The following is a 23,372-nucleotide window of genomic DNA, read 5'->3' on the forward strand; positions in this document are numbered from 1 at the left end:
GGCAGGCGCACGGGATGGTGGTGGGCTACCTCGGTCTTCGTCGCCAGCGGGTGCGGCCTGATCGCCGATTTCGACGGCTACTACCTCGACGACCGAAGCGCCGCCGGGACCGGCGGGCAAGGCGGCAGCGGCGGCTCGGCCACCGGCACGACGACGAGCGGCGGCGGAGCAGGCGGCGACGGCTCGGGCGCCAGCGCGGCGACGACGGGCGCCGGCGGGGAGGGCGGCAGCGGCGGCCCCGCCTCGACGAGCGCCGGCTCCGGCGGCGACGCCAGCGGCGGCGGCCCCGCCTCGACGAGCGCCGGCTCCGGCGGTGACGCCAGCGGCGGCGGCCCCGCCTCGACGAGCGCCGGCTCCGGCGGTGACGCCAGCGGCGGCGGCCCCGCCTCGACGAGCGCCGGCTCCGGCGGCGACGCCAGCGGCGGCGGCCCGACCTCCACCAGCAGCACCACAACGACGAGTTCCACCACAACGACGACCGCCTCCACGACCGCGGCGACCACCTCGACGACCACCGCCAGCACCGGCGGGGGCGGCGATTGCGTGACGGACGAGAGGCGGTGTCTGAACAACACGCCGCAGCAGTGCTTCAACGGCGGATGGGAGAGCAGCCCGCCGTGCGGAGGGACGGCGCCCGTGTGCGTCGCGGGGACGTGCGTGAACCGGCCGAGCTGCGGCGGGCTGTCCGTGACGTGCGGTCCGGGAGGCGACGAGAGCTGCTGCACCGCATGGCCGGTCCCCGGAGGCACCTTCAACCGGGACAACAATCCCGCGTTCCCCGCCACGGTGGACGACTTCGAGATGGATCGGTTCGAGGTGACGGTGGGCAGGTTCCGGAGGTTCGTGGACGCCTATCCAGGCAGCCGCCCACCGCGCGACGCGGGAGCGCACCCGGACATCGAGGGGAGCGGGTGGAGCCCGGACTGGGACTCGGCCCTCCCTCCCGACGCACCGACGCTGAGGACGGCGATCCGGTGCAGCGGGATCTACAGCACGTGGACCGACACGCCCGGCGCCAACGAGCACCTCGCGATGAACTGCGTGCGCTGGCCCATCGCCTTCGCGTTCTGCGCGTGGGACGGGGGACGGCTGCCCACCGAAGCAGAGTGGAACTACGCAGCCGCCGGAGGGGACGAACAGCGTCACTATCCGTGGTCGCAACCCCCGGCCTCGACGACGCTCAATACCACCTACACGACCTACGCTTGCCTCATCGGCGCGCCCGCCGCCTGCGAGTTCGATGACATGGTGCCCGTCGGGTCGAGATCTCCGAGAGGAGACGGGCGGTGGGGGCACGCCGATCTGGCAGGGAGCATGGCGGAGTGGACGCTGGACTCGTTCCTGAGCGACTACCTGAACCCCTGCGTCAACTGCGCCCAGCTGGCGACGGCCGCGGACCGGTCCCTCCGGGGCGGGGGATGGAACGAGGATTCCTCCAGGCTGCGAACGCAGAACCGCGGCCATCATCCCCAGAATGACTTCACCCGGTCGACGGGCATCCGCTGCGTGAGGTCGCTGTAGATGCTCGCGGGCCGCGCGCGTGTCGCGTCCTGGCTGCCCTGGCGGCCACGCTCTCCGAGGTCCCCTCTCCTGCCGGGTGCGCGCGCCTCGCGCCCTGGCGGCCACGCTCTCCGAGGTCCCCTCTCCTGCCGGGTGTGACAGAACATGACGCCTTGGTTCCGCCGGTCCGCACATCTGCTCGTCGCCCTCGCCTCGCTCTCGCTCGCCGCGCCCGCCGCGGCGCAGGACGCCGCGGCCGCGGAGGAGCTCTTCAATCGAGGGCTCGCCGACATGCAGGCAGGCCGCTACGAGTCGGGCTGCAAGATGCTCGCGGAGAGCGAGCAGCTCGATCCTCAGCCGGGTACGCTCTTCACGCTCGCCATGTGCGAGTCGCAATGGGGCCAGATCGCCACGGCCGTGACGCAGCTCGGGAACTACCTGGCCTGGGTGGACCGGATGACGCCGGCGCTGCGGGCCCGTCAAGGGGACCGGCCCAAGGCGGCGCGGGAGGAGCGCGATCGGCTCGCGCCGCGCGTGCCGCGGCTCTCGCTCTCGCTGCAGGACGGCGCCCCGCCTGGCACGGTGGTGAAGCGCGATGGCAGCGCTATGGGACCGGCCGCGCTCGGCGTCGCGCTCCCGGTGAACCCCGGGGTACACCTGGTGTCGACCCAGGCGCCGGGAGGACCCCTGTGGGAACAGACCGTCGCGATCGCCGAGGGCGAGACCAAGGCGCTGACGCTGGAGGTCAAGGAAGCGATGGCTCCCACTCCCAGCATCCCCGCGCCGCCGGCGCCCGCCCCTGCGCAGCCCCCGACCGCCGAGGCGGGGTCGCAGCGCGACGCCCCGCGGCCGCTCGCAGTCCCGGACGAGGCGGCAGCCCCGGGAGGCCGGCGGGCGCTGGTCTACGTGGCCGGCGGGGTGGGCGCCGCAGGGCTCCTGGCGGGCGGGATCCTGGGCGCGCTCGCGCTCGATAAGAAGTCGGTCGTCGACGAGCACTGCGGCAGCCGGATCCAGGCCAGCGACGAGAAGGCCTGTGATGCGACAGGGAACAAAGCCGCGCAGAGCGGGGGCACGATGGCGCTGATGAGCACCCTTGGCTTCGGGGTGGGGCTGGCCGGGCTAGGCGCAGCCGCGGTGCTGTACTGGACGGAGCCGAAGCCGGCCGGCCCGGCGACGGGCGCCGCCCCGCGTTGGCTCCGCGCGAGCGTGCTGCAGGCCGGGCCGACGGGGGCGGTCCTCGGCGCCCAGGGCACCTTCTGACCCGCGGCGGCGCCTTCCGGAGGAGTCCGGAGGAGGAGCGGCCCTGCGCGACTACGCGACTACGCAACTGCGCAACTGCGTAACTGCGTAACTGCGTAACTGCGCGACATCATGACAGGACAGGCGCGCCGCCAGCGGGGGCCCTCGCGGCAAGCCCCGAGGAGGCCTTGACGCCGGGGGCGCCCGACGGGATCCTCTTGGCTCGTGTCGACTGCACTCGCGGACGGGTCCGTCTTTGCGCGCCGCTACCGTGTGGTCCGCCTCATCGCCTCGGGCGCCATGGGCGCCGTCCACGAGGTCGTCCACCTCGAGACCGAGCGACACCGAGCTCTCAAGGTGATGCACGCGCACCTCTTCGAGAGCGAGGAGATGCGCGAGCGCTTCAAGCGAGAGGCGCGCATCGCGGCGAACATCGAGAGCGAGCACATCGTCGATGTGTTCGACGCGGGCGTCGACGAGGCGACCGGCATGCCCTTCCTGGTCATGGAGCTGCTGCGCGGCGAGGAGCTCGGCGAGCGCCTCAAGCGCGTCGGCCGCCTGCAGCCCGACGAGGCCGTGACCTACCTCTACCAGGCCGCGCTGGCCCTCGACCGCACCCACGCGGCGAACATCGTCCACCGGGACCTCAAGCCCGCGAACCTCTTCCTGTCGCAGTGCGAGGACGGCTCGATCCGCGTGAAGATCCTGGATTTCGGCGTCGCGAAGCTGGTCGCCGACGGCGCCACCGCGGCCGGCGCCACCCGCAGCCTCGGCACGCCGCTCTACATGGCGCCCGAGCAGTTCCATGTCCGCAAGAAGCTCACCGGCGCTGCAGACATCTACGCGCTGGGCATGATGGCGTACGCGCTGCTGGTGGGTCTCCCGTACTGGGACCCCGAGGCCAACGAGGCAGGTGATGTGATCGCCTTCGCGATGCTGGCCGTCCGCGGCCCGCAGGAGCCGCCGGTGCAGCGGGCACGCTCCGTCGGCGTGATGTTGCCGCCGGGCTTCGATGCGTGGTTCGCCCGGGCCACGGCGGTCGACCCCGCGGCGCGGTTCCGCAAGGCCACGGAGGCGGTGTACGCCCTGGGCGAGGTGTTCGGCATGGCGGTGGGCGGTGGCCGCCGCGCGAGCTTCCCGAGCGCGCCGTCCTACGCCGGCATGCACCAGGGCCCGTCGTCCTCACCCGCGCGGCTCTCGAGCCCGCCGTCCTCGCCCGGAGCGCGCCCGAGCTCGCCGTCCTCGCCCGGAGCGCGCCCGAGCTCGCCGTCGTCACCCGAGCTATCGCCGGCCCTCATGAGAACGGAATCCGCGCTGGGGACGACCCCGTCCCCGGAGCACCTCTCCGGCTCGCACCGCGTGCGGCTGACAGAGGCCTCGACCGGCGTGGCCACCACCTCGCCGCCGCCGAAGCCGCGCCGGGCGCCAATCGCCGCTGGGATGGCCTTGCTGGGGGTCGCGATGCTCGTGGTCGCAGCCCTCTGGATCGCGCAGCGCGCGGAGAACGAGGGCGAACCGGCGGTGCCGGACGTGGTCGCCGCGAGCCCGCTGAGCCCGAGCCAGGGCACGGCGCCGCCCGCGGGCAACGCGACGGCGCTCGAGCCGAGCGCGGCAGCGCCCCAGCCGAGCGCTGCGGCGCCGGAGCCGGCCGCAGCGACGCCCGAGCCGAGCGCAGCGGTGGCGCCCACGCCGGCCTCGGCGCCCCCTCCGACGGTGACACCGTCTGCCGAGGCACGCGTCCAGACGGCGCCCCCCAGGAGCGCGACTGCGCCGGTGCGCCCGAACAAACCGACGACGACCGCGCCCAGGCCGGTCGCGAGCGGCAAGGCACCAACACCGATCAAGCCGGCCCCCAGCACGCTGTTCGGGCGCTACTGAGGTCGCCAGCCGGAGCCCTCCTCCACCGAGACGGCGCGCCCGCACCGCTGCAAGGAGCAGTGTTTTCCCGGGCTTCATCGGAGGCGACGGGCTCGGTCGACGACGCCCATGGGGAGTGGACGCAGCCACTCTTCTCGCATCGTCGGAATGTAGTCGTGCCCGTAGGCCCGGCCATCCCGCTGGAGGCGGCGCAGCCGCGCGCGTCGCCGGGTAAGATCGCGGGCGCGTGCCGCGGTGGACAGCGCGGGGAGAGTGGGCAAAGAGGAGATATGAAGAGCAAGCGCACGCGTCGGTGGTGGTGGGCGGCATCGGCCTTCATGGCAAGCGGCTGCACGGCGATACTGGGGCTGGACAAGGACTATCACCCGTTCGAAGGCGCAGGCGGCGACACCGTCTCCGGCGGAGGCGACGCAAGCTCGGGCCGCGGCGGCGCCGGCAATGGCAGCGGCGCCGGCAATGGCAGCGGCGGCGGCGCCGGCGAGTGCACGCGCGGCGACGCGCGGTGCTCGGACAACCGGCTAGAGCGGTGCAACGACCGCGGTCAGTGGGACGCCCCGGAGCCGTGTCCTGCGGAGGCGCCCGTGTGCAGCGGCGGGGCGTGCACGACGCCCCCGAGCTGCGAAGGGCTGCCATCGACGTGCGGGCCGGGCGAAAGCGAGAGCTGCTGCGCGAGCGCGGTGGTGCCCGGGGGGACCTTCGACCGCGGCAACGATGCTGCATATCCAGCGACGGTGAGCGACTTCCGGCTGGATCGCTTCGAGGTGACGGTGGGGAGGTTCCGGAGGTTCTTCGAGGCGTACCCCGGCAGCCAGCCCGCGGCCGACGCGGGAGCGCATCCGGGCATCCAGGGGAGCGGGTGGAACCCGGCCTGGAACAGCGAGCTGCCCCCGGACGCGGCGGCGCTGCAAACAGCGGTGATGTGCAATCCGGACAACGCGGACATGCGGACGTGGACGGACGAGGCGGGCGCCCAGGAGCACCTGCCGATGAACTGCGTGAGCTGGTATATCGCCTTCGCGTTCTGCGCGTGGGACGGGGGCCGGCTCCCGACAGAAGCCGAGTGGAACTACGCGGCGGCCGGCGGGGACGAGCAGCGGCAGTATCCGTGGTCGAATCCACCGGAGTCGACGACCATCGACGCGAGCTACGCCTCCTACGATTGCAGGGAGAGCACGGCGCCCGGCTGCACGTTCCAGAGCGACTTCAGCGACATCGTGCACGTCGGGTCCCGCTCGCCGAAGGGCGACGGGCGGTGGACGCAGGCGGATCTCGGCGGGAGCATGCGGGAGTGGATGCTGGATGGGTACGGGACCTATCCGGCGGAATGCGTCGACTGCGCCAGCCTGGCGGACACCTCGAACCGGGTGGTCCGCAGCGGGAGCAGCTTCGGCACGCCGAGCTATCTGCTGACGTCCGAGCGAGTCAGCGTCGCGCCGTCGGCGCCCTATTACAGCCTCGGCATGCGGTGCGCGAGGACGCCGTAGCGGCCGCGATCAGCCGAAGAAGTCGAACGCCGTCCCGGCGCCCCGCTCGCGCGCGGCGGCGTAGATGACCCGCGCGAGCGCGACGTCCTGGAGGGCGAGCCCTGTCGAGTCGAACACGGTGATGGCCGCATCGCCGCGCCCGTTCAGCTTGCCCGCGACGACCTCGCCGAGCGTGCCCTGGATGTGCTCGCGGCGCAGGGCGCCTGCGCGCGCGGCGACGGCCGCCTCCATGGCGAGGGTGCCACCGAACGCACGTGTTCCGGTGGCGGGCCGGTGGGCTCGCATGCTACGCGCGCCGCCTCGGTACGCCCTCTTTCCGCGAGACGGCCCGCTGTCCGGCGCGGATCGCGCATGACGAGCCCGCGGCAAACGCGGCGCGCCAACGAGCACGGATGCCGTGAACCAGAACCAGGGGTTGGCAGGCGAAGCCGTTGCACTGAAGATGGTGCGGCGCTGCGCCGTGGGGTGGAGTGCACCTCACGTCTCGACAATCTCTCTTCTGGTGGAGCCGGTGGATGAACGTACGACTCGTTGCAGGTCTCTTTATGCTCGCGCTCTCGACGACCGCTGGATGCGGCGGCGATGACGGCGAACGTGGCGAAGGCGGCGCCGGTGGGTCCGGCGGCTCCGGCGGCGCCGAGCCCACGGGCAGCGGCGCCGGTGCGTCGGGCGCGACCGGCACGGGCGGCAGCGGTGGCGCCGAGCCCGCGGGCACCGGCGGCAGCGGTGGCGCCGAGCCCGCGGGCACCGGCGGCGCGGGTGGCGCCGAGCCCACGGGTACCGGCGGCGCGGGTGGCGCCGAGCCCACGGGCACCGGCGGCTCCGGCGGAGCGAGCCCCTCGCCCTATGGAGCGGCGTGCACCTCCGACGCTGCCTGCCCCGAGGACTACTGCATCACCGAGCGCGAGTGGGGATGGCCGGCCGGCGCCTGCGCGGGCCAATGCGATCCCGCCGTGGGAGACTGTCCCAACGGCGGCTTCTGTGAAGATTTCGGCGAGGGCCTGGGGTTGTGCGTCCTTCTGTGCAGCGGGCCGGAGGATTGCCGCGACGGCTACCGGTGCAGCGAGGTCAGGGGCGAGCGCACCGCGTGCATCCCTGGGTGCACCGAGAACTCGCAGTGCCCGGCGCTCGGCGTGTGCGACACGCTCGACGGCCTCTGCAAGCTCGGCGAGACGGACTGCTCCGACGGCGAGGACGACGAGGGTGACGAGCGCGTCGACTGCGCGGACAGCGACTGCGCCGCGATCTGCCGCCCGCTCGTCGACGCAGCCTGCGCGGACGCGGCGCCGGTGACGACGACGACGATCGAGGGCGATACGTCGCTGGGCACGCGCGTGTTCGAAGGCACCTGCGGGGGCGTGGGGCCCGAGGACGTCCACCTGTTCACGCCTCCCGCTGGGCAGTCGGGCACGCTCCGCGTCGTGCTCCAGTCGGGGGCGGGGGATCACGTCCTCTACGCCCGCACGGCGTGCGCGGACGGATCCACCGAGCTCGCCTGCCAGGACCAGGCCTCCCCCTCGGGTGCCGGGCCTGAAATCGCGCTCGTCGTGAGCAAGGACCAGGAGGTGCCGATCTTCGTCGACGCCATCACGTCCGCTGGCGCAGGGGCGTACACGCTGGAGCTCTCGTTCTCTCCGGCCACCTGCGGGGACGGCATCGTCAGCCGGCCCGAGCAGTGCGACGACGGCAACACCGTCAACAGCGACGGCTGCTCCGCCGAGTGCACCTGGGAGCTCGACGACATCTGCGCCGACGCGCCCGTGGCCGTCCTGGGCGAGAACCGGGGCGACACGACGAGCGGGACGATGGTGTTCGACGGCACCTGCACCAGGCCCGGGATGCGGGAGGGGATCCACGCGATCACGCCGCCGAGCGCCGGCAGGCTCAGGGTGGTGCTGTCCTCCGAGACCGATCAGGGCTTCTACGTGCGGGCCGGCTGCACGGGCCGGCAGCTGGCGTGCATCGAGGAGCAGATCAAAGGCCGCGACGAGAGGACCGATATCACCGTCGACGGCGGCGTGCCGCTGTTCATCTTCGTCGAGCCGTACAACGCGCAGGACGCCGGCCCCTACACGCTCAACCTCTCCTTCACGCCCTCCGGCTGAGCTCCCGCGCCTCGGAGCGCCCTCTCGCCGGGGCGGATGCGGTAGGCTGCCCGCGTGCTCTCCGCCCCGCCTCCCCCTCAGCCACTTCGCCCCGCGCGATGGCTCGCCGCCGCGTTGCTCGCCGTAGGCGCGTGCCAGCCGGCTTCGGCGCCGCCGGCCCGCGCCTCCCAGGACGCCGCGACGCCCCCCGGCGCGACCGGCGCCGCGACGCCGGCGCCTCACGACGGCGCCCCGCCGCCGCAGCCCGCGCCGCCCCCCCGCGGCGGCAACGGGAAGCCGGCGCTGGTGGCCGCGAGCGACGGCGCGGCGCTCGATAGCCGGTCTCCGGTGAGGCTCCCGCCGCCGCCGTTCGGCGCGGCGCTCGTCCGGCGCGCGCCGGCCGGAAGCTCCGCCGCGCCGCGCCTCGTGAAGATCGCCGAGAAGAAGAACCAGATCACGGACGAGGCGGCATGGTTCACCACGAACGGCCTCGCGCTGCCGATGATCACGCCGGCGCCTGGCGCGGGCGCGGGCGCGGGCGCGGGCGGGGCGAGCGACACCTTCCCCTCCTTCGCTCCCGAGCGCTACCGCGATCAAGCGCTCGTCAAGGTGATCGGCCACGGGGACCACAGCGCGCTGCTCTACGGCCCGAACTTCGCCGAGGCGCGCTTCGTCGCGATCCTCGACGCGGCGCGCACGATCGTCGCCTTCTTCGACTTCGAGAGCTTCCTCATGCCGCCTGCGTTCGAGCCCAAGGAAGCCGGCTTCGTGAAGGGCAGCATCGGCTGGGCCGCGGTCGAGGACGGCGTCCTCTACGTCTCGTCGGGGCACAGGACGTATGCGGCCTCGTCGAAGGGCAAGAACGCCTACCTGTCGGCCATCGAGCTCGCCTCGGGACAGCTCCTCTGGCAGAGCGCTCCGCTCGTCTGCAACGCAGAGAACTTCGTCTTGCATGGAGATCACCTCCTCTGCGGATACGGCTTCACGGCCGAGCCGGATTTCCTCTATGTCCTCGAGCGCGCCACCGGCAAGGTGGTCTCCAAGCTGCCGCTGAAGAGCGGCCCCGAGTTCCTCGTCGAGAAGGACGGCAAGCTCTTCGTCCGCACCTACGACACGGATTACGTCTTCGAGATCCGCTGAAGCGGAGCCCCGGCGCCCCGAGGAGCGAGATCGATCCAAGGGCCACGGCGAGCACGGGGGCGAGCTCGGGCGCACGGCGCAGGGCGGAGGGCAGGCCGAGCGGAGGAGCGCGAGCCGGCGGCGCGGCGGCGTTCGCGGCGCGGGCGCTCGCCCTCGTGCTCGCCATCCTGTCGCTGCTCCTGCGCCGCACGACGACACGACGACGCGCCGTGCGCACGTGCTCCCGATCGGCACGGCGGGCGGGCCTTCGCGTCGCTCCGCGCACCGTGAGGGCCCGTCGTGGCCGCCGCCCCCTCGCGGCGCCCCCTGGTGGCAGAGCTCGTCAGGCCGGGCGGCACCGCTCCCGGACTCGACACGCGTGGAGCGCCGACGAGACGCCACGGAACGACGTGAAGCCCGCCGCGCGTCGCAAACTGCCCCAGGAGAGGGCGCCCCGTCGCTTCATGCCACACCGCCGCGCCACCCTGGAGATCCACGAGGGACGCAAGAACTGGCTCCCTCCGCGCAGAGCCTGCGCCTCCGCGCGCGCGCCTGGCGCGCTCGACCGTGAAGGAGCGCGCCGCGCGGCTGGTGCGCGGCTGAGCGGCCATGGCAGCGAACTTGCTACCTGTTCATGCCGAGCACACGCGAGGTGGTCACGGTCGCAGGGCCGATCCCTCCGAGCCTGCGCCTCCGGCGAAGCAGACGCATACCGACGATGCTACAGCGTGATTCGAAGCGATGAAAGGAGAGAGCATGCAAGTGGAGCTCACCTTCCGACACATCGGCAAAAGCCCCTCGCTCGAGGAGCTGATCCGGGAGCAAGCGAACAAGATCGAGCGCTTCAACGACCACATCAACAGCTGCGCGGTGGTGGTCGAGCGCGACCACGCGAGCATGGGCACGGGCGGAGAGTACCGCGTGCGCGTCGACCTCCACGTGGCCGGCAAGCACGAGATCGTGAGCGAGGAGCGGGCGGCGAGGAACCTGCTGCCGGCGGCGGTGCGCGACGTGTTCCAGCGCGCCGGTCGCCAGCTCAAGAAGCTCGCTGACGAGCAACGGAGCGAGGTGAAGGCACACCCGGCGCAGGACACGGCCGGCGTCATCGCGAAGCTGTTCAACGACTACGGGTTCATCACGACGATCGATGGTCGGGAGATCTATTTCCACGAGCGAAGCATCGTATCGGCTCCGTTCGCCGATCTGAGGGTCGGCATGGGCGTCGCCTACACCGAGGAGGACGGCAACGAGGGGCCTCAGGCGAGCAGCGTGCGCGTCGTGGACGCGCGCGGCGGCAACCGTGGCCGCGAGGAGACACCTACGCTCAGCTAGCCCGAATGCGCAGGGCGCGCGGGGCTCGAGCGCGCGGCGCGAGCCCCGCCTCCCCGCGGTCCGCCGAGGCTGCGGCTATATCGTCGTATCGCGTCGCCACCGCCAGCGGGGCGCCGGCCGAGGCCTCGAGTCCACCGGGGGCTCTGCCGGCGGCGTCGCGATCTCCTCTCTCTCTTCCTTCGCAGGGGGCATCTCCCCGTCCGCGGGAGGCTCTGGCTGCGGCTGCGCCCTGCGCTGCCGCAGGGCGCACTCCTCGTTCTGCCTCTCCAGCGCGTCGATCTGCGCGGAGGCCTCGTCGAGCCTGCGCTCGAGCAAGCCGGCGCGCGTGGACTCGCGCCTCAGCTCCGACAGGACCGCCCTGAGCTCTTGCTCTCTCGAGCGGAGGGCGTCCCTCACCCTCTCGCGCTCGTCCTCCGCCTGTCCGAGCCGCGCCGACAGGCGCTCGCGGTCGCCCTCGAGCCCGGCGATCTCGCGCTCCATGGCGCTCCTCGACTGCTCGTGGCGCTCGTCCGCCTCCGCCTTCGCGGCGGCCGCGGCCTGCGCCGCGCGCCTCGCGCGGAGCTCGGCGCCCTCGGCCAGGCGCTTCGCCTCGGTCATCGAGTCCCTGGCGGAGTTGGCGCTCTTCGCGTCGTCGCTCGCCTTCATCGCAAACGCGAGCGCCTCCTCGGTGGCGCGTTGCGCCTCGGTCATCTTCGCGAGGGCCTCCTGCGCGGAGGAGTTCGCGGCCGCCTCGAGGCGGCTGTGCTCCCGCGCGGCGCGCTCGGCGGCCTCGGCGGTCGCCCGCGCCCGCGTCGCGTGCACCCAGAACACCGTGGTCGTCGCGACCATGCCCATCAGGAAGACCACGCCGAGCGCAAGCAGCACCCGCGTGAGCCGCTCGCGGCGGGCCTCCGCGCCGAGGGCCGCGTCGAGGAAGCTGCGCTCCAGGGCCGAGAGGTCGTCGATGTCCCGGGCCCACGCGGACAGCTCGTGCAGCGCCTTGCCGCGCGGCAGGAGCCTCGGCGCCCTGCCGCTCGCGACCCACATAGAGAGCGCCTCGTCGAGCTCCTTCTTCGCCCGGCCGAGCCGGTGCAGCGCCGTCGCCACCTCCGCCATGCGCGGCCGCGCATCCGGGTCGAACGACAGCACCCGGTGGACGAGGGCGACGAGATCGGGCGGCGTGGCGGCGCTCATCGGGGGCGGCCACGCGCCGCGCGGCGCGTCGGGCGTCTGCCCCTCGAGCAGCTCGTAGAGGATGACGCCGAGGGAGTAGACGTCCGCCTTGACGTCGACGCTCCCGGAGTGGCGCTCCTGCTCCGGCGCCATGTAGCTCCTCGTCCCGAGGCCCCACGCGCCTTCCTGCGTGAACGGCATCGTGGGCTGTCCCGCGCCCCCGCCGCTCGACGCGGGCCCGGCGGGCTCGATGGACACGCGCCCCGCAGCCGAAGAGACCACCCCGGGCGGGATCTCGACCGGCGCGGGGAAGATCTGGATCGCAGGCCTCTCGAGGCTCACGCGAGGAAGGCTCCGGAGCGCGTCGTCCTCGCGCGGGTCGCTCTCCGGCGTCGAGCTCTCTTCGCTCTCCGCCGTGGTGCGCGCGTCGCTCGCAGGGCCGCTCGCGATCTCCGCCCAGCGGGCGGCGCTCTCGGGGTCGGGCGCCATCCCCACCGTCGGCGCGGTCGGCGCCGAGAGCTCGGTGCGGAGCGTGGGCACGGACGCGGGCGCGAGGGAGCCCCTCGCGTCCAGCTCCAGCACCTCGGGGAGGCCGCCCCAGAGCACCTTCGCGATGCCGAAATCGAGGATCTTGACGCGGCTGCCCCCGGGGGCGAGCTCGTCGTCGATCACCATGATGTTCTCCGGCTTCAGATCGCGGTGGACGACCTTGGACGCGTGGGCCGCGGCCATGGCCGACGCGATCTGGTAGCCGAGCCGCACGACCTGCCGCGGCCGATCCGCGGCCGGCACGGCCTGCACCCAGTCGCGCAGCCCCCGCCCGTCCAGGTACTCCATGACGATGTAGGGCGAGCCGTCGTCGAGCTCACCGGAGTCGAAGACACGGACGATGCCGGGGTGGTTGATGATGTTGACGGCGATCGCCTCCTGCCGGAAGCGAGCCACGACGTCCGGCCGGCGGGCGTAGTCGCCGAGCAGCACCTTGATCGCCGCCCGCGCCCGCGTCTTCGGGTGCCGCGCCCGGAAGACGCGCCCCATCCCGCCGCGGCCGAGCTCTCCCTCGATGAGCCAGCCCCGCAGGATCGCGGGGAACGGCGCGTCCTCGTCCTCCGCGCGGCCTCCGGCCTGACGCGTCTCCATGCCTGCCCATCCTGCACCCGCGCGGCCGCCGGCGGAAGCCCCGACGCGCGCCGGCGCGCCCGACCCGCCGTCTGCACGACGGGCCGCGGGCGCGCCGGCGCGAGGGGCTCAGCTCACCCCGAGCTCGCGCAGTACCCTGCCCACAGCTCCGGGATGCGCCGCTCGCTCAGGCCCATGACGGGCGCAGGCGGCAGCCACTTCGGCTTCACCGGGGCGCGGAGCAGCTTCATGCCGGCCTGCTCCGGCGTACGCCCCCGCTTCGTCGAGTTGCACGCGTAGCAGGAAGCGACGATGTTGTCCCAGACGGTCTTGCCACCCTGCACACGCGGGATGACGTGATCGTAGTTGAGCTCACGGGCCACCTTCTGCGCGCCGCAGTACTGGCAGCGGAATCCGTCGCGCAGGAGGACGTTGAGCCGCGAGAACTTCACGCCGCGCTTCATCCCCAGCGTCGGCCGCTTCAGCCGCACCACCGCAGGCGCGTTGATGGAGAGCGACGGCGACCGGATGACGTCGTCGTACACCTCGATGACCTCCACCTTGCCCAGGAAGCTCATCGTGACGGCGGTCTGCCAGGGGATGACCTTATGGGGCACCATCCATGGCGTCAAAAGCAGCGTCTGCGCGGTCATGGCCCACCTCTCTATCGTCTCTTTCTCTTCATGACGTCACTCCAGGTTAGACGCAATCGGTGCCCGGGGAGGGAGTCGAACCCCCAGATGGCTGGGTCTAAGCCAGCAGCGTTTGCCGTTTCGCCACCCGGGCAGGGTGTCACCGGTGGGACTCGAACCCACATACCCCGAAGGGCGCAGGATCTCAGCCTGCCACGTATGCCGTTCCGTCACGGTGACGTCCGCGCGACGCGGTCTGAGTGGGAGGATTCGAACCTCCAGCCCCCGGCTCCCCGAGCCGGTGCTCTACCAGGTTGAGCCACACCCAGAGGGTCTTCGTCGCGCGTCGCGGCGGAGCTGTCGCTCCTCCGCGGTCTGGGTGGGGGGATTCGAACCCCCAGTCCCCGGCTCCCGAAGCCGGTGCTCTACCAGGTTGAGCCACACCCAGAAAGTTCTCATCAAGATGGAATTGGCAGGCTCGCTCGCTCGGGCGCGGGCTCTCAAAGGAGCACGCTGGCGAGCGGAGCGGCCCGGTGTCCCCAGCGGGATTCGAACCCGCGCCTCCGGAGCGAAAATCCGGCCGCCTGAGCCTCTAGCGAGATGGGGACAGGGTCACATGTTCAGGAGCGCCGACCTGCGGCCCCGGCGCCGCGACGTCGCTGGCGCAGAGCGCCGCGAGGCGCGGCCCCTGAAGGGAGCGGTGGAGGAGAATCGAACTCCCGTCGCGAGCCTGGCACGCTCGCACTCTACCGTTGAGCTACCACCGCGGTTTCATCGAAAAAAGAGGCGGGCCGCCGGGCGCCGCGCGGCCGCACATCGTGTGCGGCCGCCGGACGACGGCCCGCCTCGGCAACGAGACGAACGAACGGGCAAAGAGCGCCGTGGGGAGGTCCCAAGGGGGAACTGCCAAGCGACATGGTAACCCACGAGCATTGGCCCGTCCGGTGGAGCGACGAGGGGTCGAACCTCGATCCCTGCCGTGCGAAGGCAGTGTTCTCCCGGTTGAACTATCACCCCGAGCCAGCGGTCCTGGCGTCAGATCTTCATCATCGAACATCCATCTCCTTGTCTCCCCACGTCCTTTACTCCCTTTACCTCAGCTACCTCCTTTACCTCCTTGCCCATTGGACGATCACGCATCGTTCTTATTGGGATCATCGCGCTCCTTTTTTTGCGGCGGGGTGTGAAGGAATCGAACCTTCTCGCAGGAGTTTTGGAGGCTCCGCCGTCTCCATGACGCACACCCCGAGGCGCCCCCGAGGAGGATCGAACTCCCCTCACCTGATCGACAATCAGGCTGCCTCACCAGATGCATACGAGGGCAAACCAGCGCCGCCGACGGGATTCGAACCCGCGTCATCCAGATTAACGGGTAACCGTCCTCCTTCGGCCCGGATCGGGCAATTGGATGGAGAGCGGAATGTCAGGTGCTCTACCAGGCTGAGCTACGGCGGCATGGTCGGGATCCGAGAACCGTCGTCCTTCGGCCCGGATCGGGCGAGAGGGCGGGCGACGGAGAGGAGATCCCGGCGCCCCCGGCGGGACTCGAACCCGCATCGACCGGCTTCGTAGGCCGGCCCCTATCCATTCGGGCTCGGGGGCTTTTGCAGAGAGCGGGACGCTGGAGTCGAACCACGAGAACTGTCCCTCCGAGGCCCGGGAGATCCCGGGCAAAGGGTGAAGGACAGGTGCCATCCATCATGGCGGCGCCCCGCAAAAGGAGGGCGCTCGTGAGGCGCCCTCGTCGGACGGACGGGCCGGCGGAGCCCGTCCGTCACGCTGCCTGTCACGAGACACCCCGGGTGAAATCCGCCATCACCTGGGGGGCCGCCCCGTCGAACCCCACGACATCGAGCATGCCGGGGTCCGTGGGATCGGCGATCGAGAAGCCGGTCGACGTCATGCCGACGACGATCAGCCGGGCCGGTCGGCCCATCGCCTGCCTGTATTCCCTGAGCGCCTGGAACGGGTGAACGCCGCCCGCCCAGGTCTCGTTGTCCGTGTAGATGACGAACGCGTCGACCTCTACCCGGTTCCGCTTCGCCCAGACCATCGGCAACGCGCAGTCGGTGCCGCCGAAGGGCAGGCCATTCACCGCGCGCAGCACGTCGTCGAGGCGCTGCTCCGGCGATATCGACAGCGGCATGAAGCCGGAGACGCCTCCGCCCCACTTGCCGCCGTACCCGCCCGACGCCGCCGAGAAGCCGACGACGCCGTACTCGCGCTCGATCCTCGCCGTCGCCATGGCCATGGCTGCGCTCGCCACGCGCGGCGTCAAGCCAGGGACGCCGGCGATGGAGCCGCTGGTCATGGACCCGGAGATGTCGAGCGCCAGGAGGTGCTTCTTCCCCGTCGGCTCGACCGCCCGGAACGCGAGGTAGAACGCCTCGTTCAGCGCGTCGACGACCTCGCGGACCGGGGTCCACGAGAGCGCGTTGGCGCGCCGGCGAGCGCGCTCGCCTTGGCCCTGCTCATAGACCTTGAGGGCCGAGAGCACGGCGATGGGGTGGACCCTGGCCGCGCGCAGGCGCTCGGCGTCGGTGAGCTGTCGCGCCACCCTGCGGGACGCGTCGCTCATCGGCGAGAGCAGGCCGATCGCGGTCATCTTCCCCAGGTTCCGGAGGAGCGCTGTCTGAGGCATGTGCTCGAGCAGCGCCTCCCAGACCGCGGGGTCGTTCTTCCACTCGGTCAGGAGCATCTCGTGCGTGAAGCGATGCTGCCTGATCAGCGCGGTGACCTGCTTGCGGTTCGTCGCCGCGCGGAGCGACTCGAACGCGCGCACCGCGTCCGGCAGATCGGTCATGGGCAGCGCCTTGCCGCGCGCCGACTCCTTGCCGAGCGCCTCGATCCCGCCGACGATCCAGCGGTAAAGGGCGTCGTGCTGCGGGGTCGGCGCGACCGGGTGCGCGAGCCTCAGGAGATCGCGGTGGCTGAAGCCGTCGCGCTGCTGGTACTTCATCGCCTGGTACGCGACCCTGTCGACGGGCTTGCCGTTGTACCAGGCGGCGACGGCGGACCGGAGCCCGCGCCCCCACTTGCGGAACCCCCGCACATCGCGGACGAAGTGGAAGAGATCCGTCCCCGTGCGGCACACCTCGGGCAAGGCCGCGAGGGCGGCCTGCCGGGTCTCGAGCTTCGCGTCGGCGGCGGCGATCGCGAGCGCGAAGATCGCGGGCGCGTTCTTCGGTGCTCGCCCCGAGCCGCTGATGTCGACGATGCGCTGCACGGCGCGGGGCCCGTCCGCGGCGAGGCACGCCTCGACGGCGCGGGCGTTCTCCACCGTGAGCTTCCGCTCGGTCGCGTAGTAGGTCCCCCCCTCGGCGCCGAGGATCAGCCAGCGGTCGAGCCTCGCCCACTCGTCGAGGGCGAAGGCGAAGCCGCCGGCGCTGTTCTTCGCCTGATCGGCGCGGGCCTTCTGCCGCTGCGGGGTGACCAGCGCGGCGAAGTGCTTCAGATAATCGGCCATCACACCACCTCCGGCCCGGGCCCCCGGGCAATAGAGGACGGATAAAAGAGCGTGCTCGGGTTGATCTCCCAAAGATAACCGAGCCCGTTCGACCCGTCCTGGGTGGGCGTACGGGGATCGAACCCGCCTACGCAGGGTCACAACCTGCCCTCTTCACCAGAAGAGAAACACCCACGCAAACCATCGTCGGGATGGCCGGAATCGAACCGGCGGATCTCCTCACCCCAGATGAGGCGCCTTTCCACTAGGCTACATCCCGCAGCGCCCGCTCGAACGAGGCGCCGACGCGCCCCCGGCGGGCGGCGAGCCGGCGCCTCGCGTGAGCGAAACGGGCCTGCCTCCCGCGATGGGGGCGCGGCTCCGGCGGGAGGAATCGAACCTCCAACCACCCGCTTAACAGGCGGGCGCTCTACCATTGAGCTACACCGGAACATGGAGGCGCAATGCGCCTCCACTTCATCATCCTGGATTGTCACAGATCAGGTGTCCCCGACGCCGGCGCGGCTGCGCCGGCGAGGACAGGTGGACCCGAGAGGAATCGAACCTCCAACCGTCCGCTTAAGAGGCGGCTGCTCTATCCAGCTGAGCTACGGGTCCGCGCGGAGGGCACACCTCCGCATGGCCTGCCGTGTCAGCAAGCCAAACCACGTCGACCATTCCGCGTAAGCATTACCCGGCGCCGTGAACGCGCGCCGCGGCGCTCATCCTCGAATCGAATGCTCCCAACGCATTCTATGCCGCGCCTCCTTTCTCCGGGCGCAACTCCCCCACCCCAGCGCGCGACGACGTCGCGCGCCGCGCGCAAGACAACTCATCTCCTCGACTCGCCGGCAGCCGGCGATCCACAGCAGGCCGACAGCCCACAGCAGATCGAAAGCCCACCGGCAGGCCGATAGTCCACGGCAGATCGAAAGCCCACGAGCCGGCCGATAGCCGCAACGAGCCGACAGCCCACAAGCCCCCAGAACGCCGAAGGCCGCCTGGGTTTCCCGAGGCGGCCTTCGCGAACGTCGTCGATCGACGCGTGCTTAGCTGCCTCTAGGCGCTATTCTCCGGGTTACCGAGCTTCCGCGACGGACGGAGGCTGCAAGGGTAGCCTGGATTATGCGCCCAATGTTCACCACCCAGCAGGCGATCCCATGCCATGGCCGCATCGGGCGTTCCCGACTTGGACAGGATGGTGACGATCTGCAGGTTGTCGCGGCGGCTGAACATGGCGAATCCTCGTGTTCGGATTAAGTACTCCCCTTGGACGGGCTGCGCAACAGAAAAGTTCCTCGAGTCGATTCTTTTTTCGGCGCCTTCAACGCCTTCAACGCCTTCAACATTGGCGCGCTCCCTCGGCGCTCGCCGGTCCGAGTGCGGTCGGTGCAATGGAAGAACCGCGCCATCTTCCCTTTGCCGGCGCCCGCCCTGGACCTGATATGCCGAGGGCGTCACGCACGACCCGTGACGACGCTCAGGCACCCTGAGCCAGGGGCGACAGCAGCAGGCGACCGCGCGCAGCGCACCTCGTGGCCTATTTCGTGCTGACGTTGTCGCCGATGCTGGCGCTGGCGCCGAGCCGAACTCGCTCGTCGCAGCCGCCGCCAGAGACGACCAGCTGACCGCCCTGCACTTTCACGACGGCTTCGCCCCCATCCGGCCAGCGCAGCGCCACGATCGCCCGGCCGGTGCGCGCGTCATAGAACGTCCGCTCGCGGTAGCTCGCGCCGTCCCGACAGCGCATCTCGCCATCGACCTCTCCGTCGTAGACCGCGCCAGCGCCGTTGAAGGAGCTCTCCAGCACGAGCAGATCCCCCTCGACCGAGCCGCTCACGCTGCGTGTCCCATGGCAGTGCGCGGGCCAGCCCCCCGAATGACCGCCGTTCACGACCAGGAACCCGTCCGGCTTGCGGGGGAAGACCACATGGTTGCTGTGGTGCACGTACATCATGTAGTCGCGAGGGAAGACCCACGGCGGACCGCCGGTGCACGGGCTGTCTGCCCACCTCGAGTCGGGCCTGCACAGGCGCTCTCGCGCCGCGGCCTCGCTCGTCGCCTCGCCGGGCGCCTGCTCGGCGGTGCCGATCCGCGCGAGGAGCTCGGTCCACCCCTTCACGAACTCGGCGCCCTCGAGGTCGGCCTTGCGGACCTCCACGGTGCACGTCGATCTGCCGGCGAGCTTGCCGCGCGTCGCCGCCGAGGGCTTGAGCAGGTGCGCGTTGGCATAAGCGACCCGGGCCTCCTCGGCGTCGCCCGCCCTGTCGCGCAGGAGCCCGAGGTTGAACCAGATCTGGGAGCGCAGCTCGGGATCGCCCGCCCCCGCGAGCGCCGCGTCGAAATCGTTGTCCGCCGCCTCGCTGTCGCCCGCGGTCAGGTGCGCGAAGCCTCGCTCCGCGAGCGCCCGCGCGTCGCTCGGGTCCGCGGCGATCGCCTCGGAGAACGCCTGGATGGCCGCGTTGAAGTCCCGCTTCTTGGTCGCGAGCCGGCCTCTGGCCAGCGCGGCCTTGTACGTGGCGAGGGCCTGCTTCTCCTTCTCGGTGAGCGGGCGCGCGCTCGGCGCGGGCAACGCCGACGGCGCCGGCGGCGCAGCGCTGCTCGCCGACGCGACGGGGGCAGGTGAGCTCGCCGCGACGGGCGGCGCGCTCTCGGCGGTCGGTCGCGGCGGCTGGTCACGGCAGCCCGCGGCGACGCACGCCGCGATGAAGCCGAGCGCGAGGCGCCTCTCGATTTCGCGCGTGCGGTGACAGCCGGTGATGTCGGTGGTCATGGTGCCCATCCTCGCCCGTCCGGGTCGAGCCTGTCACCGCGGATCGACGCCGGCAGGCCGCGCTCCTCGCGCCCGAGTCGGCGTAGCCTGCGAGCTTTCGGGAGGACGGGTCGCCTCTTGTGCGTGGGCACCGGAGCGCGACGGCGCTCTACAGGGCCCCGACGCGCTCCGCGGCCGCCTCGGCGGAGCGGACGGCGGCGTCGATCCCGGAGCCGTGGAACGCCGATCCGGCGAGGAGCACGCCGCTGCCGGCGAGCGCCTGCTCGACCTCTCTGACCCGCGCCGCGTGCGCAGGAGTGGAGACCGGGAGCGCGCTCGACCAGCGCGAGACCCACGCGCGCTCGGAGGGCCCGTGCACGCGCAGCACGCGCGCGAGCGAGGCCTCGGCGCGCGCCGTCCAGGCGTCGTCGCCCATCTGCTCGAGGTCCGCCGGATCGGGGCGGAAGAAGAGGCGAAGCGTGACGTGGCCGGCGGGGGCGCGCTCGGCGAACTTCGAGGTCGTGAACGTGCACGCGCGGAAGCCGTGCGCCTGGTGCCCCGCGGCGACGACGAAGCCGGTGCCGTCGAGCGGGTGCTCGATCGCGGCGCGCGGGTACGCCAGCGAGACGGTCACGCTGGAGAGCGTCTCGGCGTCGCGGAGCGCCCGCCCCGCCTCACCGAGCAGCGCGGCCGCGCCGGCGGCGTGGGTGGCGAGGACGACCGCGTCGGCGTCGATCTCGGCCCCTCCGGCGAGCGCGAGGCGGAAGCCGCCGACCACCTTCGCGAGCGAGGCGACCGCCGTGGAGGTGCGCACCTCGACGCGCCCGGCGATCGCGAGCGCGAGCGTCTCGGTCAGCTGCGCCATCCCGAGGCGGAAGGTCCGGATCCCCTTGCCGAGCTCGTCGCGCGGCACCTGGAAGCCGAGGAACTCCGCCGCCTCGCCCGGCGCGAGCTCCCGCAGCGCGACGCCGTCGAAGCCGAACGACCGGTGCGTCTCCTGACCGACGAGATCGCCGGCAATACCGAGCGCGCTCGCCAGCCCAGGGACGGCCTCGCTCCGCGCGATGAACCCCTCGGCGCCCAGCTCGACGACGAAGCCCGAGGCCCGCTCCGTCCAGAGCTGTCCGCCGACCCGCGGAGCCGCCTCGACGAGCGTCACCTGATCGCCCGCCATCGCTCGCCGGAACGCAACGATGCACCCGGCCAGACCGCCTCCAATGACGGCAATGCGTCGCATCGCGCCTCTATACCACGGGGCGATAACAATGTGAGAAGCACTGCATCCGGCGAGCAGGATCCGCCCGGGCTCGCCCGCCGGCGATACCCCTGTGAGAAACACTCCATTCACCGACCGGGAACAACCCGAGTTCGCCCGCTTGCGAGCTCAAGGAATGCTCGCCGGCGCGCGCGCGTCGGTCTACGATGCCTCCATGGTGAGGATCTCAAAGTATTTCGACGTCAAGAGAGACGCCTATGGCCGCGAGTACATGGAGGTGTACTTCGACGGAATCGCCCTCCTCAGGCTCGTCATGACCAACAAGGGGACGGCCTTCACGCCGGAAGAGCGCGTGAACCTCGGGCTCGACGGGCTGCTCCCGCCGCAGGTCAACACCATGGAACAGCAGCTCGCCCGCGTCTATGGCGGGTTTCGCCGCGAGCCGACGCCGATCGCCAAGTATCAGTATCTGCGGGCGCTCCAGGAGCGCAACGAGATCCTCTACTATGCGCTGCTCAATCGCCACCTGGGCGAGATGCTGCCCATCGTCTACACACCGACCGTGGGCGAGGCCGTGCAGCAGTTCAACTTCCTCTATCAGAGCGCGCGCGGCGTCTCGTTCTCTCCCGTAAACATCGATCGCGCCCAGCGCGTGCTCGCGAGCTTCCCGTGGGAGGACGTGCGCATGATCGTGGCGACCGACTCCTCCGCGATCCTCGGCATCGGCGACCAGGGTTACGGCGGGCTCGCCATCCCGATCGGCAAGCTCGCGCTCTACACCGCGGGCGGCGGCGTGAGCCCGTTCCACACGATGCCCGTGGTCCTCGACGTGGGGACCGACCGGGCCGATCTCATCGAGGACCCGTTCTACCTCGGTGTTCGCCAGCGCCGCCTGCGCGGCGACGCCTACTTCGACTTCTTCGACAGGTTCGTCGACGCCGTGAAGAGCAGCTGCCCCCGCGCCGTCATCCAGTGGGAGGACCTCTCCAAGGAGGCAGCCTTCTCCGTGCTGGATCGGTACCGGAAGGTGATCCCCTCCTTCAACGACGATATCCAGGGGACAGGGGCGGTCACCCTCGCGGGCGTGGTCGCCGCGTGCAGGCTGCGCGGCGAGCGGCTCAGGGATCAATCGGTGGTCATCCACGGCGCGGGCGCGGGCGGCGTCGGCGTCGCCTGGGCCATCTGCCAGGGGATGCTCCGCGACGGGCTCACCGAGGACGAGGCGCTCGCCCGCATCTTCGTCCTCGACTCCAAGGGCCTCCTCGCGAAGGACCGCCCGATGGAGGAGTACAAGCGCAAGTTCGCGCAGGATCCGGGGAAGATCGCCGCATGGAAGAAGGCCGGGGCCGTGCCGACGCTGCTCGAGACCCTCGAGAACACGCGCGCGACCGTGCTCCTCGGGCTGTCCGGGCAGCCGCGCTCGTTCAGCGAGCCCGTGATCAAGGCGATGGCCGCCAACACCCCGCGGCCGGTCATCTTCGCCCTCTCGAACCCGACGAGCGCCTGCGAGGCGCTCCCCGAGGAGATCCTCGCCCTGACCGAGGGCCGCGCGCTCGTCGCGACCGGCAGCCCGTTCCCGCCCGTGGAGGTCGACGGCAAGACCATCCCCATCGGCCAGGGGAACAACGCCTTCATCTTCCCGGGGCTCGGGTTCGGCTCCATCCTGTCCGACGCGCGCGAGATCACGGACGGCATGGTGCTCGCGGCGGCGTATGCGCTCGTCGACTACACGGCGGAGAAGCACCTCGACAAGGGGCTCATCTACCCGCCCGTGGAGGAGCTCCAGGAGGTCTCCACGCGCGTCGCCATCGCGGTCATCCGGGCGGCGTTCGAGGACGGCGTCGCGAGGAGCAAGAAGGTCGACCCCGGGAACGTCGAGGCCTATGTGAAGGCGCGGTTCTGGCAGCCGAAGTACCTGCCGTTCGTCCGCGGCTAGCGCCTGGCGCGGCGGGGCGCCCGCGGCGCGCGCCGCGGGCGGCGCCACCTCAGCCGAGCTGGGACAGGAACTTCCGGAGCTGCTGCGCCTCCACCATCGTCATCACCGGGACGAGCCACGCCTCGAGCGAGGTGGTGTCGCGAAACGCCTTTCGGCTCGAGTTATGCGCGTCCCGGATGAGGCGCTCGACCTGGAGCCCCAGGATCGCGTTCGACACCGGCAGCAGGTAGGCCGTCCGGTGCACCGTGGCGTTCTGGACCCGCATCATCTCCAGGAACTTCTCCGCGCTCTCGGGCGCGAGCACGTCGACCTGGAGCAGCTCGATGCAGACAACGGCGCCGTGCCGGTTCTGGGTCACGACGCCCTGGATCCGGGCGATGCACGCGTCGACCTCGCCAGTCGGGAGCGGTGATGCGAGCCTCACCTCGATGAGACGACCGGCCCTGTTGTCAACGGAGTACATGAGCGAAATTCACCCTAACGT

General features: G+C 71.5%; 17 protein-coding genes and 15 tRNA genes. 8 read left to right on the plus strand and 24 right to left on the minus strand.

The features are described from left to right. Positions 1–80: 80 nt before the first annotated feature. Positions 81–575, minus strand: a complete 495-nt coding sequence (locus WMF46_RS30045; protein ID WP_437980360.1) for a hypothetical protein — start codon at positions 573–575, stop codon at positions 81–83. On the opposite strand from WMF46_RS30045, the gene WMF46_RS30050 reads away from it, so the two are divergent. The 4 genes from WMF46_RS30050 (at position 544) to WMF46_RS30065 (ending at position 6,101) form a co-directional block, all read left to right on the plus strand. Next, the gene (locus tag WMF46_RS30050) at positions 544–1,521 is read left to right on the plus strand and encodes a formylglycine-generating enzyme family protein (protein ID WP_437980361.1); all 978 of its coding nucleotides are present in this window, start codon (positions 544–546) and stop codon (positions 1,519–1,521) included. The genes WMF46_RS30045 and WMF46_RS30050 overlap by 32 nt on opposite strands. A 144-nt stretch (positions 1,522–1,665) precedes the next feature. Beyond that, positions 1,666–2,760, plus strand: coding sequence for a hypothetical protein (locus tag WMF46_RS30055; RefSeq protein WP_437980362.1), 1,095 nt, complete (start codon positions 1,666–1,668; stop codon positions 2,758–2,760). Between the two features lie 204 nt (positions 2,761–2,964). Continuing rightward, the gene (locus tag WMF46_RS30060) at positions 2,965–4,617 is read left to right on the plus strand and encodes a protein kinase domain-containing protein (protein WP_437980363.1); all 1,653 of its coding nucleotides are present in this window, start codon (positions 2,965–2,967) and stop codon (positions 4,615–4,617) included. 269 nt (positions 4,618–4,886) lie between these two features. Beyond that, complete coding sequence (locus tag WMF46_RS30065) at positions 4,887–6,101, plus strand: formylglycine-generating enzyme family protein (RefSeq protein ID WP_437980364.1); 1,215 nt, start codon at positions 4,887–4,889, stop codon at positions 6,099–6,101. Positions 6,102–6,110: 9 nt separating this feature from the next. Here WMF46_RS30065 and WMF46_RS30070 read toward each other — a convergent pair whose 3' ends face one another. Then, positions 6,111–6,386 carry a hypothetical protein gene (locus WMF46_RS30070; RefSeq protein WP_437980365.1) on the minus strand — a complete coding sequence of 92 codons (276 nt, stop codon included), beginning with the start codon at positions 6,384–6,386 and terminating at the stop codon, positions 6,111–6,113. Between the two features lie 230 nt (positions 6,387–6,616). On the opposite strand from WMF46_RS30070, the gene WMF46_RS30075 reads away from it, so the two are divergent. From WMF46_RS30075 to WMF46_RS30085, 3 genes are all read left to right on the plus strand, one after another. After that, a complete protein-coding gene (locus tag WMF46_RS30075) occupies positions 6,617–8,206 on the plus strand; it encodes a DUF4215 domain-containing protein (protein ID WP_437980366.1) in 1,590 nt (529 codons plus the stop codon). Positions 8,207–8,260: 54 nt separating this feature from the next. Beyond that, positions 8,261–9,325, plus strand: coding sequence for a hypothetical protein (locus tag WMF46_RS30080; protein ID WP_437980367.1), 1,065 nt, complete (start codon positions 8,261–8,263; stop codon positions 9,323–9,325). Positions 9,326–10,060: 735 nt separating this feature from the next. Continuing rightward, positions 10,061–10,636, plus strand: a complete 576-nt coding sequence (locus tag WMF46_RS30085) for an HPF/RaiA family ribosome-associated protein (protein ID WP_437980368.1) — start codon at positions 10,061–10,063, stop codon at positions 10,634–10,636. Positions 10,637–10,711: 75 nt separating this feature from the next. Here the strand turns inward: WMF46_RS30085 and WMF46_RS30090 are convergent, their stop codons facing one another. From WMF46_RS30090 to WMF46_RS30190, 21 genes are all read right to left on the minus strand, one after another. Next, entirely contained in the window at positions 10,712–12,928 is a 2,217-nt protein-coding gene (locus tag WMF46_RS30090; RefSeq protein WP_437980369.1) for a protein kinase domain-containing protein, read from the minus strand. A gap of 113 nt (positions 12,929–13,041) precedes the next feature. Then, positions 13,042–13,527, minus strand: coding sequence for an HNH endonuclease (locus WMF46_RS30095; protein ID WP_437980370.1), 486 nt, complete (start codon positions 13,525–13,527; stop codon positions 13,042–13,044). Positions 13,528–13,620: 93 nt separating this feature from the next. Beyond that, positions 13,621–13,693: transfer RNA gene (locus tag WMF46_RS30100), tRNA-Leu, on the minus strand. A gap of 4 nt (positions 13,694–13,697) precedes the next feature. Beyond that, positions 13,698–13,779 (minus strand) — tRNA-Leu (locus tag WMF46_RS30105). Between the two features lie 15 nt (positions 13,780–13,794). After that, positions 13,795–13,868: transfer RNA gene (locus tag WMF46_RS30110), tRNA-Pro, on the minus strand. 45 nt (positions 13,869–13,913) lie between these two features. Continuing rightward, positions 13,914–13,987, minus strand: a tRNA-Pro gene (locus WMF46_RS30115). Positions 13,988–14,073: 86 nt separating this feature from the next. Next, positions 14,074–14,147, minus strand: a tRNA-Glu gene (locus WMF46_RS30120). An 88-nt stretch (positions 14,148–14,235) separates the two neighbouring features. Further along, positions 14,236–14,306, minus strand: a tRNA-Gly gene (locus WMF46_RS30125). A 178-nt stretch (positions 14,307–14,484) separates the two neighbouring features. After that, a tRNA-Ala gene (locus WMF46_RS30130) sits at positions 14,485–14,556 on the minus strand. Positions 14,557–14,716: 160 nt separating this feature from the next. After that, a tRNA-Trp gene (locus WMF46_RS30135) sits at positions 14,717–14,786 on the minus strand. 4 nt (positions 14,787–14,790) lie between these two features. Next, a tRNA-Asp gene (locus WMF46_RS30140) sits at positions 14,791–14,862 on the minus strand. 7 nt (positions 14,863–14,869) lie between these two features. Next, a tRNA-OTHER gene (locus WMF46_RS30145) sits at positions 14,870–14,994 on the minus strand. Positions 14,995–15,069: 75 nt separating this feature from the next. Next, positions 15,070–15,141: transfer RNA gene (locus tag WMF46_RS30150), tRNA-Arg, on the minus strand. 184 nt (positions 15,142–15,325) lie between these two features. Continuing rightward, a complete protein-coding gene (locus tag WMF46_RS30155; RefSeq protein ID WP_437980371.1) occupies positions 15,326–17,005 on the minus strand; it encodes a TROVE domain-containing protein in 1,680 nt (559 codons plus the stop codon). 99 nt (positions 17,006–17,104) lie between these two features. Continuing rightward, positions 17,105–17,179 (minus strand) — tRNA-His (locus WMF46_RS30160). A gap of 12 nt (positions 17,180–17,191) precedes the next feature. Next, positions 17,192–17,264 (minus strand) — tRNA-Pro (locus WMF46_RS30165). Between the two features lie 99 nt (positions 17,265–17,363). Further along, positions 17,364–17,435, minus strand: a tRNA-Asn gene (locus tag WMF46_RS30170). A 93-nt stretch (positions 17,436–17,528) separates the two neighbouring features. Beyond that, positions 17,529–17,602, minus strand: a tRNA-Lys gene (locus WMF46_RS30175). A 441-nt stretch (positions 17,603–18,043) separates the two neighbouring features. Beyond that, positions 18,044–18,220, minus strand: a complete 177-nt coding sequence (locus WMF46_RS30180) for a hypothetical protein (RefSeq protein ID WP_437980372.1) — start codon at positions 18,218–18,220, stop codon at positions 18,044–18,046. 304 nt (positions 18,221–18,524) lie between these two features. Continuing rightward, positions 18,525–19,757, minus strand: coding sequence for a tetratricopeptide repeat protein (locus tag WMF46_RS30185; protein WP_437980373.1), 1,233 nt, complete (start codon positions 19,755–19,757; stop codon positions 18,525–18,527). Positions 19,758–19,905: 148 nt separating this feature from the next. Beyond that, entirely contained in the window at positions 19,906–20,973 is a 1,068-nt protein-coding gene (locus WMF46_RS30190; RefSeq protein ID WP_437980374.1) for a protoporphyrinogen/coproporphyrinogen oxidase, read from the minus strand. A 196-nt stretch (positions 20,974–21,169) separates the two neighbouring features. Here WMF46_RS30190 and WMF46_RS30195 point away from each other — a divergent pair, with 196 nt between their 5' ends. Continuing rightward, positions 21,170–22,888 carry an NAD-dependent malic enzyme gene (locus WMF46_RS30195; protein ID WP_437987951.1) on the plus strand — a complete coding sequence of 573 codons (1,719 nt, stop codon included), beginning with the start codon at positions 21,170–21,172 and terminating at the stop codon, positions 22,886–22,888. Positions 22,889–22,937: 49 nt separating this feature from the next. Here the strand turns inward: WMF46_RS30195 and WMF46_RS30200 are convergent, their stop codons facing one another. Further along, positions 22,938–23,351 (minus strand): hypothetical protein, encoded by a 414-nt coding sequence (locus tag WMF46_RS30200; protein WP_437293542.1) that lies wholly within the window; start codon positions 23,349–23,351, stop codon positions 22,938–22,940. Positions 23,352–23,372 lie beyond the last annotated feature (21 nt).

It is taken from the genome of Sorangium sp. So ce117 (assembly GCF_051524395.1).
Taxonomy (GTDB): domain Bacteria; phylum Myxococcota_A; class Polyangia; order Polyangiales; family Polyangiaceae; genus Sorangium; species Sorangium cellulosum_B.